This is a genomic window from Vibrio sp. 1557 (assembly GCF_033340175.1).
Taxonomy (GTDB): domain Bacteria; phylum Pseudomonadota; class Gammaproteobacteria; order Enterobacterales; family Vibrionaceae; genus Vibrio; species Vibrio alginolyticus.
Window position 1 is genome coordinate 1 of record NZ_JAWOVZ010000273.1, and the last position, 1061, is coordinate 1061.

Annotated in this window: 1 protein-coding gene; it reads right to left on the reverse strand. The window is 45.2% G+C overall.

The genetic code is table 11. The features are described 5' to 3' along the window. A partial coding sequence (locus tag R7070_RS26445) for an ATPase, T2SS/T4P/T4SS family (RefSeq protein WP_318141549.1) occupies nucleotides 1–1061 on the reverse strand: 1061 nt, incomplete at both ends.

Consider the following 1061-nt stretch of genomic DNA (forward strand, 5'->3'; position numbering starts at 1 on the left):
ATTTGCAAGGTGCTCATGCCGTTCGCAATGGCAAGCTTTTCCAGTTCATGTACCGAGGCTCCTTTAATAAGAGCTTCGGATAGAGATTCATCAAAGCGCATGACTTCATAGATACCCGTTCGGCCAGAATAACCATGGGTGCATTCGTTGCAACCATCTGGATTGGCTCTAAAAATTTTGTCAGTTGTTTGAATGCCGAGGTGCTGAAGTTGAACGGTATGCTCTTGCGGTTGTTTACAATATGGACAAAGTTTGCGAGCTAGGCGTTGGGCAATAATCAAACTAAGAGAAGAGGCGAGGTTAAAACTTTCTACGCCCATGTTTGATAAACGAATGATGGTTTCAGCCGCAGAGTTGGTATGCAAAGTAGAGAGCACTAAGTGACCGGTTTGGGACGCCTTAATCGCGATTTCCGCAGTATCTAGGTCTCGAATCTCACCCACCATGACCACATCGGGATCTTGACGCAGAAAAGAACGTAGAGCTTCTGCAAAGCCAAAACCAATCTTAGGTTGGACTTGAACTTGGTTAATGCCCGATAAGTTAATTTCTACCGGGTCTTCCGCTGTGGAGATGTTGATCTCTGGTTTATTGAGAATATTTAACCCAGTGTACAACGAAACGGTTTTGCCACTTCCTGTTGGACCTGTCATCAGAATCATACCTTGTGGACGACGCAGAGCCTCTAAATACAGCTGCTTTTGTTGCTCACTATAACCAAGCTTGTCGATATTCAGTGATGCTGAGCTGCTATCGAGCAGTCGGAGTACGATTTTCTCTCCAAACAAGGTAGGTAGCGTGGATACCCGCATATCAATCGCGGTGTCTTGATTCAGTTTGAGTTTAATTCGCCCATCTTGTGGTAAACGTCGCTCGGCAATATCAAGTTTAGAGAGAATTTTGATACGAGCTGATAAGCGACGACTCAAGTGATTTGGCGGTTGCTGAGTTTCGATCAAAATGCCATCGCAACGTAGACGAACTCGGTACATCTTTTCATAAGGCTCAAAGTGGATATCGGATGCGCCTTTGCGCACAGCGTCCAACAGAATTTGGTTGAT